Raw genomic sequence first — 17248 nt, 5'->3', positions numbered from 1 at the left:
ATTTATATTTCTATTAGGTCATAATTCTTAAAGTTTGAACCTATGGGAATTATACAATTACCCCAGTTTAAACCTGAACCATAACCACTTAAAAGCAATTTATGGTAGATTTTATCTTTTTTTATATCTGTCACCATTAATAGAGGAATTGTTACACCACTTGTATTGCCAAATTTATCAATATTAAGTAAAAGCTTGTCATTTGAAACACCAAGTCTCGATGCAATCTGTTTAATTATAAACCGATTTGATTGATGGAATAAAAAAGCATCTATATCTTCCTTATCTAAATGATTGGTTTTAAATAAATCTTCTATACTTTTTGGAATTTCTCTCAATGTAAAATCAAACACTCTAGGTCCATCCATTGTTAGATGAATTTTTTGGCTTTTATTCCCTGTATTTTCTTCTTTCCAATTGAGTGTTTCTGAATTAAATGGATTTCGATATCCTCCTTCAGGTATTATAATTGCATCGTAATTTTTACCATCAGAGAAAAAGTTAAAATAAGACTTTTCGTTGGATTCAGAATCTCTACTTATAAGTGCAGCTGAACCTGCATCTCCAAATAACATGGTTGTGCTTCGATCGTTTGGAGATAAAATTTTAGACAATGTTTCTGAAACAATCAACAACACTTTACCGTTTTCAATAGAAGATGCTTGGGCATAGGCTAAACTAAGTCCTTGAACAAATCCAGCACAACCTGCATTAATATCTAAACAAAGTGTTTCTTTAGAGAGTCCAAGTCTATCCTGTAAAATATTTGAGGTAAAAGGTATTTTATAATCAGATGTCTGGCTTAAAAAAATTAAAACTTTAATTTCATTCAAATCTTTTTCTGATTCCAAAATTTTTTTTGCGGCCATGAAACCCAAATCAGATGCTGTTGTATTTTCATCAACATATCTCCTTTCTAGAATACCTGTTGTTTTTTCAAACTTGCGCAGCTCTTTTGAATCTAATAAGTAATCAAAATCTGCTCCAGTAATCTTCTTTTTAGGAACACATGCAGCTATTGATTCTATAAAAATTCCTTGAAATTTTTGATTCATAGACTTTTATTTAACTAAATTTTTCTTCTCCAATTCTCTCTATTAACGACTGAAACGTAGTTAATTTATCAATATCTTCTGCATTAAGAGTTACATCAAAAGTATCAGAAACAAAACCAATAAGTATCATTGCACCCATTGAGTCCCATTCATCCAATTCAGAAAATTCAGTTTCTAACGTTACTGCAATTTCCAACTCTAACTCTTCCGCTAACTCATTTATAAACTCTTGTTTTTTCATTTATTTAATTATTATAATGGTTTACTAATTTCTATCATCCCTCCCGACCAAGATAAGCCTACTCCAAAACCAACCAATATTATTTTTTCTTTTTTTGTTATCGATTGAGAATAATTTTTTAATGCTATCGGAATTGTATTTGATACTGTATTACCCGATTCCATTAAATCTATATAAAAATTTTCTTGAGGAATTTTCAATCGCTTTCTCATAAAATTAAGCATAAATGCATTCGCTTGATGAAAAATAAATTGTTGAATACTCTCTCTTTCTAAATTATTTTGTTTTAATAATTCTTCTGCAAATTTAGGGATAATATTTGAGGTAAAATTAAATATCTCTGGACCATCCATATATAAATGGTTATCAGAATATTTATTTCCTGTACCATATTCCTTAATTCCACAAGTACTATCAAATTTAAACTTACTCCCTCCATTTTTGATAATTAACTTATCATATCCTTGACCATCAGTACCAAATAAAAACTCTCCAATTCTATTTTCATCCGATTCAACAATAAGGGTTGCTGTTGCAGCATCTCCAAAAATAGATCTATTGGTTCTATCCTCTGGGTGTATAAATTTCGAGTAAGTTTCAGCCGTAACTAAGACAATTTTTTTGGCTTGATTAGAATTAATCAATGCTTTCGCAAAACTAACCCCATAAGAAAAACCAGAACACCCTAAATTAAAATCAAAAGCTCCAATGTTTTTTCTCAACCCTAGTTTATCTTGTAAAATACAAGCGGTAGTCGGCAAGATATATTCAGGACTTTGAGTGCAATAGAGTAAATAATCAATTTCATTTCTATCTACTCCCGATGCAAAAAGTTTCTCAACTGCCTGAATAGCAATATCTAAACCTGTTTCATTTTCAGCAACAACATATCTTGATTGAATACCGACTTTCTTTTCAAATTTAGAAAAATCATAGTCTAAAAAAATATTTTGCAACTCATTGTTTGTTAGTTTCTTTTTTGGAAACACATATTCAATAGCTTCTATTCGACATCCCATATTTCTTATTTAATATTTTTTTTATTTGCTCAATAATTTTTCTAATATAAAAAGGAATTACTTTGAATCCATTTTTATAAAAACTTCCATAGCAACTAATACAATATTTATTGTCACATTGAATCAAATTTTTATTATTCTTTAATTCTTTTAGAATAACATTTTTTGAATACTCACCATCCATAATGGCACTAAAAGCGTTTCCAACATAACCAAATTCGATAGCTTTATTTAGAATAAGTGGGCCATATAACTTATATCCTCCTCTGGAGCAACCACCAGAATCTTTTAAGGTAAATAATTTCAATACGTTATTTATATCATAATAATAAGTTTGAATAAAACCTTTACCAAAAAAATGATCATTATGCCCCAATAATTCTTGACAATAATGCATCGCCTGTGGAGTATTTTTATTATCTAAAGTACCTATCATCAAAAACTTAGCCTTTCTGCTTATTAGTTCTTTAAAAACACTATAAGCTTTTGAATGTTCATGATGATTTATTAAAATATTTTCGATATCTCCACCAATACCTATAACAGAATTTGTGGGATGCCTGCTTCTGACAGCCTTTTTATTTTTTATTAAAAAATTGGAAAAAGCCCCGTTACTTGTTTTGGAACATCTAGTGAAAATTAAATCTTTTTTTTTATTAAATGACCAAAAAGTTTCTGTGTATGCTGATAAAATAATACTTCCCTTTTCTCCTAGTATTTCAAAAAATATTTCAAGCCAAGTATTAAGAGTTGTAGATCTATTTTTATTAAAAAAACCAACATTCAATGTGTCAATAGTCAGATATAAAACATCACCTTCTTTTATACCTAAATTGATTAAATCATTCTTAATTGATTCTTTAATTATTATAGACATTTTTAATTCTTCTTAAATATCGTTATTCTCGAGTAGCCTGCTGCCGATCTATATTGTACAATTGAATGACAAATATAATAAATTGAATAAACTAAGGAGTATAACTTTATTGAAATAATAAAATCATCATACTTATAACCAATATAGATAGCTAAGAAAGAAAAACTCGTTCTAAAGAATTGTAAAATAGTATCAATTTGCTGACTCTTATTAAAAACTATAGTATAAGCTAAAGGTGTTGATAAAAATTGAAAAAAAATTGAAAAAGACAAGTATTTTGTTATCGTTCCTGCAATTAACCATTCCTTACCAAAAACAAAACTAAAAAACCACTCACTTAACAAGAATAATCCTCCGAAAAAAACAAAACCAATAACAACTAAACGCTTAAAGGTAGCCACAAATGTATGTTTACAATTGCCAAACTTTTGAAAATCTTCTGAAGCCTTTTGGCGATAAACTTCACCAATAACTTGTCCCAATAAAGCAATAGTACTACCTATAATTCTCTCTGAAAGAGCATAAAAGCCAGTAACTACTAATCCAAAATAAGATGTAAATAAAATTGTTGGTAAATTTACCGCAATTTTTTCCAAAAAGGTTGAAAGCATTAAAAACTGAGGGTATTCTTTATACTTCAGTATTATTACTTTAGCCTTTTTTTTTGTAAAATTAAAATTCTTAAACGAAATATATCTTTTTAGATATATTATGTTCAAAAATTGCCCTAATAAAGTACCTGCTATTAATCCATTAAACTTAAGAAAGTTTACAAATCCAACAAATAATGAAGTTATAGTAATTGTCGAACTTGAAACCACTCTTGAAACTCCCCTTTCTTTAAATAATTTTTTTCGATTAAGCCAATAATAAAGCACTGAAACAGTTGATATTAAAAGTACAGAAATTGGGACCAAATAAAGCCAATTCCCAATTCTAGAGTTCCCTAAGACACTTGTAATTTGTGCATTAAAAAAAACAATTATAATAAAAAGAAAAGTTGAAAATATTAAAGCAAGAAATAAAGAAATATAAACCAAAAATTTAGCTTCATAATCATGCTTAGGCTGCAAAATTGCTAAATCAAATCTCCCGGTAGCAAATACAGAAACTGCCATTGTTACAGCAGTATAAAGTCCTAAAAGGCCAAAATCTTCAGGAGAATAAATACGAGTTAAAATCGGGCTTAATAAGATTGGAATTATTTGCGCTACAGCAACACCTGAAATTAAAGTCAGTATATTCTTTACAAATTCTGATTTAATAATCCTTACCTTTAAATTCATTTTTTATTAAACTATTGAAACGGATGATTTACGGTTTCTATTTTTGCAAAAGGGTGAAATTCACCTTTTAACCCTATTGGTGTTGCATTACGGATATCATGTACAATCTCTATGGCTTGTCTTGCATCTTCCAAACTAAAACCATTTCCATCTAACACACCTTCATACACTCGGGTATGCAAATCAGTGAACCCCCCACTAAATTCTAGTTCTTCACCTTCTATGGTAATAGAACGATAGGTTCGTTGACCAATTGCTTTAATTTCTTCTGGGATAACATCATAGTTGATTGATAAAAACCAACGTACGCGTGCACGTTCAAATTCTAAATAACCAGCAGATCTATCATGTGTTTGCACATGTACAACATTTTGTTTTACATCTCCAAAAATCCATGATAACATATCATAAAAATGCACGCCAATGTTTGTTGCTATACCTCCAGACTTACTAAAATCACCTTTCCAAGAAGTGTAGTACCAATTTCCCCTAGATGTCAAATACGTTAAATCAACATCAAAAACTTTGTCTTTCGGAGCTGCCTCTACCTTCTTTTTTAAATCAATAATACTTTGGTGTAAACGCAATTGTAAAATATTCCATACCCGCTTTCCCGATTCTTGCTCCATCTTTTGAAGAGCATCTAAATTCCAAGGATTTAACACCAATGGTTTTTCACAAATAGCATCAGCACCTCTTCGCAAAGCCATACGGATATGGGAATCGTGTAAATAATTAGGTGTACAGATACTTACATAATCTAATTCTATACCTTTATCATATTTTAATTTTTCTAAATGTCTATCAAACCTTTCAGGTTCTACAAAAAAATCAGCATCTGGAAAATAACTATCCATAATACCCACACTATCAAAACGATCTAGGGCTGCAATTAATTCGTTATTTGTATCTTTAATTGCTTTTAAATGTCTTGGGGCAATATAACCTGCTGCACCAATCAATGCGAAGTTCTTCATCTTTTTATAATAATTTAATTAATTCTTCGACTATATATTTTTGTTCCACATCAAGTAAATATGGATTCATAGGTAAACTTATGATTTCTGCAGACACCTGTTCCGAAATTGGAAAATCTCCAATTTTATACCCAAGATATAAAAAACATTGTTGCAAATGTAAGGGTTTTGGATAATGTACTGCTGTAGGAATTCCTTTTTCTTTTAATTTAGACTGTACAAGGTCTCTATCTAAAACTCTTATGGAATATTGTGCCCAAACCGAAGTACAATTTTCTGCAACAAATGGTGTAGATACTTTACCTTCCAATAGAGTAGAATACCTGTCTGCAGCTTGTTGTCTTCTTTTAATATTATTTTTATAATGCTCCATTTTTACGTTTAAAATTGCTGCTTGTAAAGTATCTAAACGACCTCCCATTCCGATATATTGATGATAATATCTTTGTGATTGTCCGTGAATACGCATACTAATCATTTTATTTGCTAAAGCAGCATCATTCGTAAAGACAGCTCCTCCATCTCCAAAGCATCCCAACGGTTTTGCAGGAAAAAAACTTGTAGTACCAATAGTAGACACATTACAACTTTTCTTCCCTTTATAAGTAGCACCAAAACTTTGTGCTCCATCTTCAATAACTGCTAAATTATATTTCTGAGCAATAGCATTAATAGGATCCATATCAGGCATTTGTCCATACAAAGATACAGGTATAATAGCCTTGGTTTTATTTGTTATTTTTGCTTCAATTTTAGAAGCATCAATATTGTAAGTTTGTTCATCTATATCAACAAAAACTGGAATTGCCTTTAAAAACGCTATGGTTTCTGCTGTGGCAATAAATGTAAAAGGTGTCGTAATAATTTCATCTCCAGGTTGTATTTCCAGAGCCATCATTGCTAAAAGCAATGCATCAGTACCATTAGAACAAGTAATGGCATGTTCGGCTTCAGTAAAATTAGCTAGCTTTTCTTCCAAATTAAAAACTGCTTCTCCCATAATAAATGAAGAATTATCAATAACATTTTTTATAGCAATATCAATCTCCTCTTTTTGCTCTTGATAGGCTAGTTTTAAATTAGCAAAATCGATTTTCATATATTTAATTTATTCTTTTAACTTGATTGTTTTCTATTATATATTCCTGTCCACTCTCTTTGCAGCTAGCCTTGTTGTTCATGTCAAAATGCAATCGATGTCCATATTCACTAACCCAACCTATTTGTTTGGAAGGATTTCCTACCACAAGACCATAATTGGGTATTTCTTTAGTTACTACAGCTCCAGCACCAATAAATGCATATTCTCCAATATCATTTCCACAAACAATGGTAGCATTAGCACCTATACTTGCACCCTTTTTAACTAATGTACTTAAGTATTCATTTTTCCGATTTACGGCACTTCTAGGATTAATCACATTCGTAAAAACCATAGAAGGTCCTAAGAAAACATCATCTTCACAATTAACACCAGAATAAATTGAAACGTTATTTTGTACTTTTACATTGTTTCCTAAAGTTACACCTGGAGAAACAACCACATTCTGTCCAATATTACAATTCTCACCAATGCTACAGTTAGACATTATATGACTAAAATACCAAATTTTAGTTCCTTTTTGTATAATTGCCCCCTCATCTATCTCGGCTGTTTGATGTGCAAAAAAAGCTTTTTCCATAAATTATTTTTTTCCTATTTGATAATACTCAAATTCCATTTCTTTTAAATCAAAGGCATTGTATTGATTTCTGCCGTCAAAAATTATATACCTTTTTAACTGCTTTTTTATTTCAGAGAAATCTGGAGAACGAAATTCTTTCCACTCTGTTAATAAAATCAATGCATCTCCTCTTTGTAAAGCTTCGTATTTAGAATCGAAATATTCAATATTATTTACATTCTTTAAATAAAACTCTTGAGCTTCTTTCATCGCCTTAGGATCATAAGCTCTAATTTTTGCACCTCTTTTAACTAATTCATTTATAATATAAATCGCTGGAGAATCTCTCATATCATCTGTTTCTGGCTTAAAAGATAAACCCCAAATTGTAAAAATATGATCTTCTAAATTTTCCCCAAACCTATTAATAATCTTTTCTAAAAAATAAATCTTTTGTTGCTCATTCACTTCATTTACCGCAGAAATTAATTGTAGATGAAACCCTTTATCATTCCCTAATTTAATTAGAGCAGCAATGTCTTTTGGGAAACAAGTTCCACCATAGCCAACTCCAGGATAAATAAAATGATAACCAATTCTTTTATCTGAACCAATTCCAATTCTGACGTTATTGATATCAGCACCTACTTTTTCACAAATATTAGCCATTTCATTCATAAATGAAATTTTAGTTGCCAACATAGCATTTGCTGCATATTTTGTCATTTCTGAAGAAAGGACGTCCATTGTAATAAAACGATCATGAGTTCTAAAAAAGGGCGCATACAACTGCTTCATTTTGGAAAAAGAATCGATAGTGTCTGCTCCAATAATAATTCTATCTGGCTTCATAAAATCTTCTATTGCTGATCCTTCTTTTAAAAATTCAGGATTAGAAACCACATCAATCTCTAAATCTAGTTTCCTCAAACTCAGCTCTACATTAATTAATTCTTTGATTTTATATGTAGTACCTACTGGAACAGTAGATTTAGTAACGACTAAACTTTTATGGATAATATGCTTTCCGATACTTTTTACGACTGAAAAAACAGCATCTAAATTAGCCGAACCATCAGAATCCATTGGTGTGCCAACAGCTATAAAAACAACTTCACAGTCACAAATACCATTCTTAATTGAATCTGTAAAAAATAAATTTTTACTTTTTATATTTTTGATAAGCAATTCATTGAGCCCAGGTTCATAAATAGGTGAAATGCCTTTTTGTAATTTGGTTAGTTTATTTATATCAATATCTATACAGTTTACAGTATTTCCCATTTCAGAAAAACAAACGGCAGCAACAAGACCAACATAACCTGTACCAATAATAGCAACTTTCATTTTTATATTAAATTTTATTTATCAGATTAATAATGAATATTCTGCTAAAAATAAATACTACACTTATAAAAAAACCTAGGAGTATCCAACCTATAAAAACTGAAAAACGTTTAGGTTCAGATTTTTCTAAAGGAACTGAAACAGGCTTGATAACTGTGAATACCGGAGTATCTTGTTTAACCTGAAGTTGCTGTTTTTCGAGTTGCTTTGCCAACTCAGCATAAACCCCATAAGCTAAATCATAATCTGATTTTAATTGCTCCAAATTAGTTTGTGCCCGAGCCGAGTTAACATTTTGATTTTTATCTCTGTAATCTGCTAATGTTTTTTGAGCTTCTTTAAAGGTTTTTTCCTTTTCTAAATAACGATCATTAATAAAATCGAGCTGAGATTTTGACTTTTTAATTTTGAAGTTAATGATGTATTTTTGTAATAAATTTTGACATACACTTGTTATTTCAGCTGCTGAAATTGCACTCGGCATTAATGCCGATATTTTAATATAGCCCTCTTTCTCATATACATTTAAATTAATCTGTTTATTAATATTTTCAATTAATATTTTCTCAACATTTGTAATTCTAATTAATGTAGAGTCTAAAGTAAAATTATTTGCTTTTTTATCCTTACTACTAATTGCCGTGATAATAACTCCAGGAAGTCCGAGTGTATACTTTTCTAAGGTTTTTAATAAACCTGGTTTATAAACTTCTGTATAGTATTCAAAATAACTAATTTTATCAGAACCTTCTGAAAACTGTATTGGTGTATGCAATAACTCTTTTTGAAAAGGGATACTATTTAATATTTGGGGATAAAGTTTGGGGGTTATACCAGATTCACCACTCATATTCCCAAGGTCAATGCCAGCCATTGCTGCCAAACCACCCAAATTACCTCCAACGCTTGCTTTTTCATTTGTTTGGGGAACCATTGTTGTATATGCTGAGTATTGATTTTCGGTAAAAATGGCTGCAAAAAGTCCCAATAATGCAAAAAGAATAACAATACGTATTACAATTTTTTTATTTTTCCATAAAATTCTAAGAAAATCTAATGGGTCTATTAAGTTACTATCATTTGATGATTCTTTCATTTTTATTTATCTTTTACTAAAAATTTAAAATAGAAATTTATTAATTAGATAAGGTTTTAATCAAAATACCTAAAGTACCAATGCTCGTAGTAATTCCTAAAATTTCTTGAGTAGACATTTTTTGACTTTCTGCTTTAGTTGGTACAAATATGACAGCACCTGGCTCAAGTTTAGGATAACTTTTGAAAAACAAAAAATTTTTTACGGTTTTGATATCTCCATTGCTATACAAAACAAATATTTTATTTCTCTTCGCTTTTTGAGAATATCCTCCAGAATTACTAATGTAATTTTTAAGACTTTTCCCAGGTTTAAATTGAACAAGCGATGGAGACAATACTTCTCCTCTTACCTCAACAGTTTGCTTTTCTGAAGGAATCAACAATTCGTCACCCTCTTCTAAAAACAAATCAATATCTGAACCTGCTCCTCCTTTATTTATAATCTTATCAAGGTCTATACCTATTTTAAAACCATCTTTTTTCTCAATCAATTTATCGCTCTTTGTAATGGAGTCTTTCGCATTAATTTCTTGTAATAACTCTAGCTGTTTTTTGTCAGATTCATTATTTTTTTTTCGAATCAATGTCGCTCCTTTTAAATAGGCATAAATCGTAACTCCACCAGCTCTGTATACAAGATCAGAAATACGTTCATTTTTATCAGATAGCACATAATTTCCTTGATATTTAACCTCTCCCTTTACAACAACCGTTTTTTGAGCTACATATCCTTTTAAATAACGGACATTAATAATATCAAAGGGCTCTAAATGAAAAGGATTTCCATTATTTAATTCTAAATTCTTCTCAGATGAGATTGTAAAATTTTCACTCAAGGTTTTAAAACTACCATCTTTTAATCGTCTCGAGATGCTGACAACATTTGCATCAGCACCTTCAGTTAATCCACCAGACATAGCAATTAAATCTTCAATTTGTAAATTATTTACAAATTCAAAAGTTTGTGGTTTATTCACCGCTCCTTGTATTGTAATTGTTTGCTTCTCCCTCAATTCATCCTTGTTAAAAATACGAATTTTATCTTTTGCTTGTAAAACCTCGTTACTTTTACCACTTAAAATATCGCTTACAGAAAAAGCAATATTAATTTTATTTGTATCATCTTTAGATCGAACTATCAAACCCCTAGACATAAAAGCTTCCTCAGTAATTCCTTCTGCTTTTTCTAATAAGCTTTTCAAGGTCATCCCATCAGTTAGTTCATAATTTCCAGGTCTAAAAACTGCGCCCTCTAAAACTATTCTATTGGAATATTTATCAACAATTTCCTCTACAATCAATTGATCTCCTCCATGTATAAAGAAATTTTTAGCATTCTCTAGTTCTACTTCTTTTACTTCACGCTGTTTTCCATTAACTCTTTCTATGACTAACAACTCTGTATAGGCTTCTGGAGTAAATCCTCCAAAGAAATTCATTAAATTCTCAAGATTTTCTTGATCTTTTAATTCATAGATTCCGGGTCTCTTGACGGCTCCTTTTACTGTTACTAAATTTTTATATGGCCCAATCAATAGTACATCTTGATCCTGTAATTTTAAATTACCTTCTTGTGATCCTGTCAATAAATACTTGTAAATATCAAAATTTGCAATGGTCTTTCCATTTCTAACCAATTTCACATCTCTAAAAGTACCTTTCTTAGTAGGACCTCCAGAAGCATATAATGCATTTAGAACTGTGGATAAAGAAACCAAAGAGTAAGTCCCAGGAACCTTTACTTCTCCAATAATATTCACTTGTACTGTTCTTATTTTTGACAGCGTTACATTAGTATGTATTTTATTGTAACTATTGTTTGAAGCACCAATCCCTCCGTGTTTCTTCTTGAGTTTTGAAATTATTTTTTCACTTGCCTTACCGAGAGTTAATCCACTAACATAGACAAGTCCAATACCCTCAAATTTAACCGCTCCTTGGGAATTAATTGTTGACTCATATGTTACTTCTGTAGCTCCCCACAAATCTATCACTAAACTATCTCCAGGTCCTAATTGATAATTTTGAGGCACAGCAACATTAATATTAGGCGTGAAACTAATATTCGGATTATTAAAAAAATCATAGCCAAACAACAAATCCTCATTTTCTGTAAAATCAGATTTATTTTCTTTACCATTCAACCCAAAAATATCAATTTTATCACTGACTTCAAGATTGTTAGTTCCTTCTTTACCTTTTATGTTTTTTTTAGTTATGTCAGTTGGTAAATCTTGCACACGTCTTTTAAATTCAGACATCTGTGAGGTTGAAACTCCTTGTACTTTGGCCAAAGTTTCTAATTGGGCCATAGAATAACCCTTGCTCTGTATTGATTGCCAATAAGTAGCAATTTGTTCATCTGTTAAATCACTTATGTTTGCCTTTTTTAATTGACTCATATCTTGAGCAAAGATACCTGTAGTCAAAGTAATAAAAAGAATTAATACTATACGTGTAATTTTATTTTTCATCTGTTAATATGGTAGTAAAATGGTGTTTATAAATTAAGCTCTTAAAATTATTTTGATTTATATTGTTATAATTTGATTTCAAAATAACAAAAATATGGTAGCAATGTTTTTTTTAAGTTTCAAATGTACTAATATTAATTAAAAAAACAATTCCATATATAGCTGATTTAAATACAATTATAATGCTGTGACAACTAGTTCTCTTTGTCAAATTTGATGGAAAAATTATTAACACAAAATTAAAAAAAGTTAACATATAACCTGCTTAGAAAAAACGGATTGTTATTATAACAAAAAAAAATCCTCACAATTGTCATTAAAACATTATATCTAAATTGATTTTTCGTTAAATACTTTAAACAAAATACTCGTCAAGATCAAGCAATTTTAAATTATAACGTTTTGTTTTTGACATTTACTGGTAAAATATTCTTTACATCGTAGACCACAGACGTTTCTTTCTTGAGAACTTCTAAATCTAAATTTAGAAATTCATGATGAGAAACTGTTAAAATGATGGCATCAAATTTTTTACTCGGAACTTCCCTAACAGAATCTAGATTATACTCATGCTTAACTTCTTTTATATCCGCCCAAGGATCATAGATAGTAATATTTGTATTATATTCTTTTAATGCAGATACTACGTCAACAACTTTTGTATTACGTACATCTGGGCAATTTTCTTTAAAAGTGATCCCTAAAATTAAAATTTCAGCATCTTTAATTTTAACATCTTTATGAATCATTGTTTTTATAACCTCAGCAGCAACATAACTACCCATACTGTCATTCACTCTTCGACCAGCTAAAATAATCTCAGGGTTATATCCGTATTCTTGAGCCTTTTGAGCAAGGTAATAAGGATCAACACCTATACAATGTCCCCCAACCAAACCCGGTTTAAAAGGTAAAAAATTCCATTTAGTCCCTGCAGCCTCCAATACATCATGTGTGTTGATGTCCATTAAATTAAATATTTTGGCAAGTTCATTTACAAAAGCAATATTGATATCTCGTTGAGAATTCTCAATCACTTTTGCAGCTTCAGCAACTTTGATTGTCGGTGCTAAATGAGTTCCTGCCGTTATAACAGAATTGTACAAAGCATCTACCTTTAAACCAATTTCTGGGGTTGACCCAGAAGTTACTTTTAAAATCTTTTCTACAGTGTGTTCTTTGTCTCCTGGATTAATTCGTTCTGGTGAATAGCCTGCAAAAAAATCTTTATTGAATTTTAAACCAGATATTTTTTCCAAAACAGGAATACATTCTTCTTCAGTTGCACCTGGATACACTGTTGATTCATAAATCACAATATCACCTTTAGAAAGTACTCTTCCTACTGTTTCACTAGCTTTTATTAACGGCGTTAAAACAGGGCGATTATTTTTATCAACTGGTGTTGGAACCGTTACTATATAATAATTGCAATCAGCAATATCATTAATATTGGCAGAACAATACAAACCATCACTATCTGAAACATTATCAACTAAAACAGCTTGTAAAGTTTCATCAGAAACTTCTAGAGTACTATCTGTTCCGGTCATTAACCCTTCTACTCTATCTTTATTTATATCAAAACCTACTACAGCATATTTTGTAGCAAATAATCTTGCTAAAGGCAACCCAACATAGCCTAAACCTATAATCGAAATCTTTGGTTGGTTCATTTTTTATTTCTTTACGATTTACCCCAATACCACTTTACAGCTTCTTTTAAACCTTGCTGAAGTGAGTATTGAGGGTTATAATTTAAATTTTTAATTGCTTTTTCTATACTTGCCTGTGAATGAGAAATATCTCCAACCCTATTGGGTCCAAATATTATTTCTACATCGTTTATACTTTTATCAAACTCTGTTAAATACTTTTTCAAATACCTTACTAAATCATTAAGTGAAATACGATCTCCATAAGCGATATTATACACCGTATTAAGCGCTTCATTAATTTCAGTAGTTAAACATAAGATATTAGCTTGTATAACGTTATCTATATATGTGAAATCTCTGGAATAGGTGCCATCTCCATTAATCACTGGGGATTCACCTTTCATTAACTGACTTACAAATTTTGGAATTACAGCAGCATAAGCACCATTTGGATCTTGTCTCCTTCCAAAAACATTAAAATATCGCAAACCTATTGTCTCTAATCCATAGGTTTTAGAAAAGACATCTGCATACAACTCATTAACATATTTAGTTATAGCGTATGGAGACAAGGGCTTACCTATAACATCTTCTACCTTAGGCATTGAAGTTGAATCACCATAAGTTGAAGAACTTGCCGCATATACAAAACGCTTCACTCCGGCATCCCTAGAAGCAACTAACATATTTAAAAAGCCACCTACATTAACGTCATTTGATGTGATAGGGTCTTTGATTGACCTAGGCACAGAACCGAGAGCCGCTTGATGCAATACATAATCAACTCCTTGTACAGCCTTTTTACAGGTTTCAATATCTCTAATATCACCTTCTATAAATAAAAATTTTGGATGATCTTGAAAATCAATTAAATTTTCACTTTTTCCTGTAGAGAGATTGTCTAAACAAACAACATTATTATTAAGATTCAATAATGCTTCACATAGATTAGAGCCAATAAAACCACCACCACCAGTAACTAAAATCGTTTTGTTTATTAATTTTGGAGTATCCATGTAGAATATTAAAAATATTTCTTTTTCAGCTCACGAAAATACGAAAAAGATTTACTAAACTACAACTATCTTAAAAAAAATAAAAGAGGACTACTTCTTCACATACAGATATTCTTATAGAAGAAAAAATTATTTAGCTAGTAAAAATATTTAATCAAGAATAGCAGATCTTATGTTTTAATATTTAAAACCATTTTAACTCATTTTATCCTTATGCACAAAGCTTAATAACTTTTTCTTCTATAACAATATTTATGCATCTGAGAATTAGAAACGACCTACCCCTTAACTAACTCACAGATAAATAGTTAACTACTTACAACAACTTTCAGGCATGGTAGTATATAAAAAAACTTTACATTTTTCTTAGAGTGTTGCTCTGACTCAGGTTTTTGAAAATTCATTAATAGTTATAAAACGGAAATCGCTTTGCTCTTCCTAACGTGTTGCTATGAAGGAGGTTTGTAAGGAACGATACGGGGTACTTGATGGTGACGCTTTGCTTTGAGTGACGGATTCGGGTGGAAAGATTCTGGGTGCAGGATGCGGGGTGCTTGAAGGAGACGCTTTGCTGTCCTTCAAGGAAGGATTCGGGGAGGCTCGGAAATCGCTTTGCTCTTCCTCGGGGGGGGAACGGATGCGGGCGGCAGGATGCGCTTGGGCGAGCAAGGCGCTTTGCTGTTGATCGGGGAGCAGGATTCGCGTGTTCGAAGGAGGCGCTTCGCTGTCCTTCGAGGACGGATTCGAGGAAAACGAGCAAGGCGCTTCGCTGTTGCTCGGGAGTAGGGATTCACTCCTTCCTTCGTCAGTCGTGCATCCCTTGGAGACCACGGCTGCAATTACAATCCTGATGCAAACTTGCCTGCCGTAGGCAGGTACAATCCTGCAGAGCTGGTCGCTCTGCTTGGATTTTTTTGTCCCAAAATGCCAGCATGCCCCTACAAACAGATACAATCAAAAAAAGGAATTCACTCCCTCCTTCGTCAGTAGTGCCTGCCGGCCGCAGGCGGGCATCCCTTGAAGTCCGCTGATGCAAATACAATCCTTCATGCACTAAGGTGCATTGGATTTTTGCTTTAAAAAAAAACTGGAATACATTCCGCTTTTTTTTAAAGCAAAAATCCTGATGAATCGAAATTCATCAGGATTGTGAGTGATGTGGGCAATGAGGGATTCGAACCCCCGACCCCCTCGGTGTAAACGAGGTGCTCTGAACCAACTGAGCTAATTGCCCTTAAGCGGTTGCAAATATAATATACTTTTTGCTTCTAACAATAATTTTTTATTTTTTATTTATAAAACTTCAGCAACAACAAATGTACTACCTCCAACATAGATAAAATCATCAGGTTTAGCCATTGATAAGGCTTCTGAATACGCAGTCTTAACACTCTCAAAAACAGCGCCTTCTAAATGGTAGTTTTGAGCTTCTTTTTGAAGCTCATTAGCAGACATTCCTCTAGGAATATTAGGTTTACAAAAATAATAACGTGCGTTTTTAGGAAATAACGGAAGCACTTCATTTAGTTTTTTATCAGAAACAACGCCTAAAACAATATGCAAAACGGCATAAGGTTCTTTAGCCAGTTGTTGCAGGGTTAGTTGCAAACCATCTTTATTATGTGCTGTATCACAAACAACTTTTGGACTTCCCTGTAATACCTGCCATCTTCCTAAGAGTTTTGTATTTTCTACAACCTTTAGCAATCCTTTAGCAATATGATTATCTGTGACTAGAAAACCAGATAATTGTTTTATCGCAGCAACAGCTGTTTTACTGTTCTTTTTTTGGTATTCACCCAGCAAATCGGTTGCGTATTCAGTCGGATTATCAGAAGCAAAATGAATAGGTGATTGCATTGATTGTGCTTTTTCTAAAAAAACAGCCTCAACCTCAGTTTGACGCTCTCCAATCACTACAGGAACATCTTTCTTTATGATTCCTGCTTTTTCACCAGCAATCTCTACTAAGCTTTCACCTAAAAATTGTGTGTGATCCAAACCAATATTGGTAATTACTGAAACCTCTGGTCTTATAATGTTTGTAGAATCCAATCGCCCGCCCAAGCCAACTTCTATCACGGCAACATCAACTGCTTCTTGTGCAAAAAAATGGAAAGCCATGCCAACAGTCATCTCAAAAAAAGAAAGACCTTGCTGTTCTAAAAAAGTTTTGTTTTTTTGAATAAAATTAAGCACTTTTTCTTCAGAAATCTCGGTTCCATTAATTTTGATGCGCTCCGTAAAACTTTTTAAATGTGGCGAAGTATACAAACCTACCTTATATCCTGCTTCTTGTAAAACTGAAGCAATCATATGACTGGCAGAGCCCTTACCATTTGTGCCACCAACGTGAATAGATTTAAACTGACGTTCAGGAAATCCTAATTCTATTGAAAGTGCAAGAGTAATGCTCAAGTCTTTTTTAAAAGCAACAGCTCCTTGACGTTGAAACATCGGCAATTGAGCAAACATCCAATCCAAGGCTTCCTGATAAGTCAATTGTTTCATAAATATATTCGAAAAAAAAGTAGTG

General features: G+C 31.7%; 14 protein-coding genes and 1 tRNA gene. All 15 read right to left on the bottom strand.

What is annotated here, in order from left to right; all coding sequences use genetic code 11:
• Positions 1-2 precede the first annotated feature (2 nt).
• The 15 genes from WHC90_RS11400 to WHC90_RS11330 all read right to left on the bottom strand — a co-directional run bounded on the left by WHC90_RS11400 (position 3) and on the right by WHC90_RS11330 (position 17214).
• On the bottom strand, positions 3-1055 hold the full coding sequence (locus WHC90_RS11400; protein ID WP_188599239.1) for a 3-oxoacyl-ACP synthase III family protein: 1053 nt from the start codon (positions 1053-1055) through the stop codon (positions 3-5).
• A gap of 10 nt (positions 1056-1065) precedes the next feature.
• Complete coding sequence (locus WHC90_RS11395) at positions 1066-1296, bottom strand: acyl carrier protein (protein WP_188599240.1); 231 nt, start codon at positions 1294-1296, stop codon at positions 1066-1068.
• A gap of 11 nt (positions 1297-1307) precedes the next feature.
• Positions 1308-2315 carry a 3-oxoacyl-ACP synthase III family protein gene (locus WHC90_RS11390; protein WP_188599241.1) on the bottom strand — a complete coding sequence of 336 codons (1008 nt, stop codon included), beginning with the start codon at positions 2313-2315 and terminating at the stop codon, positions 1308-1310.
• Entirely contained in the window at positions 2290-3192 is a 903-nt protein-coding gene (locus WHC90_RS11385) for an AAC(3) family N-acetyltransferase (RefSeq protein ID WP_188599242.1), read from the bottom strand. Before WHC90_RS11385 ends, WHC90_RS11390 begins: the two co-directional genes overlap by 26 nt.
• Before the next feature lie 2 nt (positions 3193-3194).
• Positions 3195-4478, bottom strand: coding sequence for an oligosaccharide flippase family protein (locus WHC90_RS11380; RefSeq protein WP_188599243.1), 1284 nt, complete (start codon positions 4476-4478; stop codon positions 3195-3197).
• 11 nt (positions 4479-4489) lie between these two features.
• Positions 4490-5455 (bottom strand): Gfo/Idh/MocA family protein, encoded by a 966-nt coding sequence (locus WHC90_RS11375; protein ID WP_188599244.1) that lies wholly within the window; start codon positions 5453-5455, stop codon positions 4490-4492.
• A 4-nt stretch (positions 5456-5459) separates the two neighbouring features.
• On the bottom strand, positions 5460-6554 hold the full coding sequence (locus tag WHC90_RS11370) for a DegT/DnrJ/EryC1/StrS family aminotransferase (protein ID WP_188599245.1): 1095 nt from the start codon (positions 6552-6554) through the stop codon (positions 5460-5462).
• Positions 6555-6558: 4 nt separating this feature from the next.
• Positions 6559-7137 (bottom strand): acyltransferase, encoded by a 579-nt coding sequence (locus WHC90_RS11365; protein ID WP_188599246.1) that lies wholly within the window; start codon positions 7135-7137, stop codon positions 6559-6561.
• Positions 7138-7140: 3 nt separating this feature from the next.
• Positions 7141-8466, bottom strand: coding sequence for a UDP-glucose dehydrogenase family protein (locus WHC90_RS11360; protein ID WP_188599247.1), 1326 nt, complete (start codon positions 8464-8466; stop codon positions 7141-7143).
• A 7-nt stretch (positions 8467-8473) separates the two neighbouring features.
• Entirely contained in the window at positions 8474-9562 is a 1089-nt protein-coding gene (locus tag WHC90_RS11355; protein WP_188599248.1) for a Wzz/FepE/Etk N-terminal domain-containing protein, read from the bottom strand.
• Positions 9563-9602: 40 nt separating this feature from the next.
• Positions 9603-12038 (bottom strand): SLBB domain-containing protein, encoded by a 2436-nt coding sequence (locus tag WHC90_RS11350; RefSeq protein ID WP_188599249.1) that lies wholly within the window; start codon positions 12036-12038, stop codon positions 9603-9605.
• 392 nt (positions 12039-12430) lie between these two features.
• Positions 12431-13714 carry a nucleotide sugar dehydrogenase gene (locus tag WHC90_RS11345; protein WP_188599250.1) on the bottom strand — a complete coding sequence of 428 codons (1284 nt, stop codon included), beginning with the start codon at positions 13712-13714 and terminating at the stop codon, positions 12431-12433.
• An 11-nt stretch (positions 13715-13725) separates the two neighbouring features.
• Positions 13726-14712, bottom strand: a complete 987-nt coding sequence (locus tag WHC90_RS11340) for an SDR family oxidoreductase (protein ID WP_188599251.1) — start codon at positions 14710-14712, stop codon at positions 13726-13728.
• A gap of 1159 nt (positions 14713-15871) precedes the next feature.
• Positions 15872-15946: transfer RNA gene (locus tag WHC90_RS11335), tRNA-Val, on the bottom strand.
• Positions 15947-16005: 59 nt separating this feature from the next.
• Positions 16006-17214, bottom strand: coding sequence for a bifunctional folylpolyglutamate synthase/dihydrofolate synthase (locus WHC90_RS11330; RefSeq protein WP_188599284.1), 1209 nt, complete (start codon positions 17212-17214; stop codon positions 16006-16008).
• Between the last annotated feature and the right edge of the window lie 34 nt (positions 17215-17248).

Origin of the sequence: Polaribacter pacificus (assembly GCF_038024035.1) — a bacterium.
In the GTDB taxonomy this organism is placed as follows: domain Bacteria; phylum Bacteroidota; class Bacteroidia; order Flavobacteriales; family Flavobacteriaceae; genus Polaribacter; species Polaribacter pacificus.
The sequence above is the reverse complement of the archived record's forward strand: the minus strand, read 5'-3'. Positions and strand labels throughout refer to the sequence as shown.

Coding starts and splice junctions, on each gene's coding strand:
- WHC90_RS11345 (WP_188599250.1), bottom strand. CDS start 13,714: ATGAACCAACCAAAGATTTCGATTATAGGTTTAGGCTATGTTGGGTTG.
- WHC90_RS11350 (WP_188599249.1), bottom strand. CDS start 12,038: ATGAAAAATAAAATTACACGTATAGTATTAATTCTTTTTATTACTTTG.
- WHC90_RS11390 (WP_188599241.1), bottom strand. CDS start 2,315: ATGGGATGTCGAATAGAAGCTATTGAATATGTGTTTCCAAAAAAGAAA.
- WHC90_RS11355 (WP_188599248.1), bottom strand. CDS start 9,562: ATGAAAGAATCATCAAATGATAGTAACTTAATAGACCCATTAGATTTT.
- WHC90_RS11375 (WP_188599244.1), bottom strand. CDS start 5,455: ATGAAGAACTTCGCATTGATTGGTGCAGCAGGTTATATTGCCCCAAGA.
- WHC90_RS11340 (WP_188599251.1), bottom strand. CDS start 14,712: ATGGATACTCCAAAATTAATAAACAAAACGATTTTAGTTACTGGTGGT.
- WHC90_RS11365 (WP_188599246.1), bottom strand. CDS start 7,137: ATGGAAAAAGCTTTTTTTGCACATCAAACAGCCGAGATAGATGAGGGG.
- WHC90_RS11370 (WP_188599245.1), bottom strand. CDS start 6,554: ATGAAAATCGATTTTGCTAATTTAAAACTAGCCTATCAAGAGCAAAAA.
- WHC90_RS11400 (WP_188599239.1), bottom strand. CDS start 1,055: ATGAATCAAAAATTTCAAGGAATTTTTATAGAATCAATAGCTGCATGT.
- WHC90_RS11395 (WP_188599240.1), bottom strand. CDS start 1,296: ATGAAAAAACAAGAGTTTATAAATGAGTTAGCGGAAGAGTTAGAGTTG.
- WHC90_RS11380 (WP_188599243.1), bottom strand. CDS start 4,478: ATGAATTTAAAGGTAAGGATTATTAAATCAGAATTTGTAAAGAATATA.
- WHC90_RS11385 (WP_188599242.1), bottom strand. CDS start 3,192: ATGTCTATAATAATTAAAGAATCAATTAAGAATGATTTAATCAATTTA.
- WHC90_RS11360 (WP_188599247.1), bottom strand. CDS start 8,466: ATGAAAGTTGCTATTATTGGTACAGGTTATGTTGGTCTTGTTGCTGCC.